This is a genomic window from Amycolatopsis sp. NPDC006131 (assembly GCF_040614175.1).
GTDB lineage: Bacteria > Actinomycetota > Actinomycetes > Mycobacteriales > Pseudonocardiaceae > Amycolatopsis_E > Amycolatopsis_E tucumanensis.
Genome location: NZ_JBEXTX010000231.1, coordinates 1 through 2818, shown reverse-complemented (window position 1 = coordinate 2818; position 2818 = coordinate 1). Strand labels below are relative to the sequence as shown.

Sequence of the window (2818 nt, the reverse complement as noted above, 5' to 3'; positions counted from 1 at the left end):
AAACGCCCGGTCCCATTCCGAACCCGGAAGCTAAGCCTGCCAGCGCCGATGGTACTGCACCCCCGCGGGTGTGGGAGAGTAGGACACCGCCGAACTTAACTTGATACTCGAGGCCCCGGTCGAGAACTGTGAGAAGTTCTCCCGGGGCCTCGAGCTTTTTGTGGTGCGGTGCTGCCCCGGATGAGAGGGCAGCACCGCACGGTCAAGCCAGCAGAGCCTCCACGTCGGCGCGCAACGCCGCCATCGTCGACGTCGCATCCACTCGTACCTCAGCCAAAGCCGCCTCATCCGGCACCGGCCGCGTCACCTGCAGGTAGCACTTCAACTTCGGCTCGGTGCCCGACGGGCGGATCACGACCCGCAACCCGCCGCCGGCGATGCGCAACGCATCCGTCTCCGGCAACAGGTCCTCCATCTCCACGGCCGCGCCGGCCAGCTCGGTCGGCGGCGACTTCCGCAGGCGTGCCATGAGCTGCCCGCGGACCGACAAGTCCGTCACCCGCAACGACACCTGGTCCGTGACGTACACCCCGCGCGCGACGGCCAGCCGGTCCAGCTCGTCGAGCAGCGACCGGCCCTCGGCCTTCAGCTTCGCGGCCAGATCACAGGCGAGGGTCGCCGCGGCGATGCCGTCCTTGTCCCGCACGAAGTCCGGGTTCACACACAGTCCCAGCGCCTCCTCGTAGGCGAACACCAGCCCGTCGCCGGAGCGGGTCAGCCACTTGAAGCCCGTCAGGGTCTCCGCATACCGGGCGCCGCGAGCCCTGGCGATGTCGCCCAGCATGGCGGCCGACACGATCGTCGTCGCCACCAGCGGGTCCGGGTTGCTCGTCGTCGACAGGACGTACTCGCCGAGCAGGACCCCGGTCTCGTCCCCGCGGAGCATGCGCCACTCACCGGTCGCGTCCCGCACACCGACCGCGCAGCGATCCGCGTCCGGGTCCAGCGCGATGGCGAGGTCGGCGTCGACCTCCGCGGCCAGCGCGAGCAGCAGGTCCGTCGCGCCCGGCTCTTCCGGGTTGGGGAAGGACACCGTCGGGAAGTCCGCGTCCGGCGCCGACTGTTCGGCCACCAGGTGCACGTCGGTGAACCCGGCCCGGGACAGGGCTTCACGCAGGACCTCGGCGCCGACGCCGTGCAGGGCGGTCGCGGCGATCCGCAGCCCGCGGTGCGGCGACCGGGGGACCTGGGACACCCGGTACAGGTACTCGTCGAGGATCTCGTCGCCGAGCACCGTCGCACCCGGTTTGCGGGGCACACTGATCGCGCCGGGAGCGGCGGCGATCGCGGCTTCGATTTCGCCGTCGGCGGGCGGCACGATCTGGATCGCGACGTCGTCGTAGAGCTTGTAGCCGTTGTCGGCGGGCGGGTTGTGCGACGCGGTGATCTGGATGCCCGCGGCCGCGCCGAGGTGCTTCGTCGCGAACGCCACCAGCGGCGTCGGCAGGGGGCGGGGCAGGACCCGGACGTCGAACCCGGCCGCGTGCAGCACCTCGGCCGCCGCGGTCGCGAACTCCGCCGAGCCGTGCCGGGCGTCCCGGCCGACGACGACGATCCGGCCGGCGTGGCCGTGCGCGGTCAGCCAGGTCGCGACCCCGGCGGTGGTGCGGACGACGACGGCGGTGTTCATGCCGTTCGGTCCGGCCCGGACGGGGCCGCGCAACCCGGCGGTGCCGAACTCGAGCGGACCGGCCATCCGGTCGGCGAGGTCGGCCACCGCGTCGGAGGCGCCGTTCATCGCAGCGGCGAGCACGGCCTGCAACTCCTGCCGCGCGGCCGGGTCGACGTCGTCCGCGATCCAGCGGATCGCGCGGTCACGGAGTTCGGGGGTGAGGCGGCTCATGCGCGCGCGACGAGCCGGCGCAGCAGGGTGCCCATCTTCTCGGCCGACGCGCGTCCGGCCTCCAGGACCTCCTGGTGGCTCAACGGTTCGCCGGTCATGCCCGCGGCCAGGTTGGTCACCAGGGACAGCCCGAACACCTCGACACCGGCGGCGCGCGCGGCGATCGCTTCGAGGACGGTCGACATGCCGACCAGGTCGGCGCCGAGCCTGCGCAGCATGCGGATCTCGGCGGGGGTCTCGAAGTGGGGGCCGGGCAGGCCGGCGTAGACGCCCTCGGTGAGGCTCGGATCGATCTCGCGCGCGAGGTCACGCAGGCGGTGCGAGTACAGGTCGACCAGGTCGACGAAGTTCGCGCCGGTGATGGGGGAGGTCGCGGTCATGTTGAGGTGGTCGCAGATCAGCACGGGCTGGCCGACCTGGTAGTCGTCGCGCAGCCCGCCTGCGGCGTTGGTGAGCAGAACGGACTTCACCCCCGCGGCGGCGGCCGTCCGCACGTTGTGCACGACGCGCCCAACGCCCTTGCCCTCGTACAGGTGGGTGCGGCCGAGGAGCACCAGGGTGCGCTTGCCGTTCACGTCCACGGAGCGGACGGTGCCGCCGTGCCCGACGGCGGTCGGGGTCTCGAAGCCGGGCAGCTCACCGAGCGGGATCTCCGCCTCGGGCTCGCCGATCACGTCCGCCGCGGGACGCCACCCGGAGCCCAGCACCACTGCGATGTCGTGCTTGGCGAACCCGGTGCGCTCCGCGATGGTGGCGGCAGCAGCCGACGCCACATCTTGTTCGGTCATGGGCCCATCTTCCCAGCGGTGCGCTGCCGCCGTGCCCCAACCCAACCCAAGAAGCTGGGTGGTCATCCCGTCGCCTGACACCGGCGCGATCACCTTGAGCCAGGGCCGCAACCTCCGTGCTCACCGGCGGCCGAACAGGCCAACCTTGCGGCCCTGGCTCAAGGTGATATGCACAAACCGGAAGGCG

The 2818-nt window shown here is 71.9% G+C and carries 2 protein-coding genes and 1 rRNA gene; 1 reads left to right on the top strand and 2 read right to left on the bottom strand.

What is annotated here, in order from left to right:
- Positions 1–95: ribosomal RNA gene (gene rrf, locus ABZ215_RS43580) — 5S ribosomal RNA — on the top strand; the annotation flags it as partial.
- Positions 96–202: 107 nt separating this feature from the next.
- Here the strand turns inward: rrf and ABZ215_RS43575 are convergent.
- Together ABZ215_RS43575 and ABZ215_RS43570 are read right to left on the bottom strand one after the other, a co-directional pair.
- Positions 203–1843, bottom strand: coding sequence for a phospho-sugar mutase (locus ABZ215_RS43575; protein WP_354956810.1), 1641 nt, complete (start codon positions 1841–1843; stop codon positions 203–205).
- On the bottom strand, positions 1840–2631 hold the full coding sequence (locus ABZ215_RS43570) for a purine-nucleoside phosphorylase (RefSeq protein WP_354956808.1): 792 nt from the start codon (positions 2629–2631) through the stop codon (positions 1840–1842). The genes ABZ215_RS43575 and ABZ215_RS43570 overlap by 4 nt, the downstream gene beginning before the upstream one ends.
- Between the last annotated feature and the right edge of the window lie 187 nt (positions 2632–2818).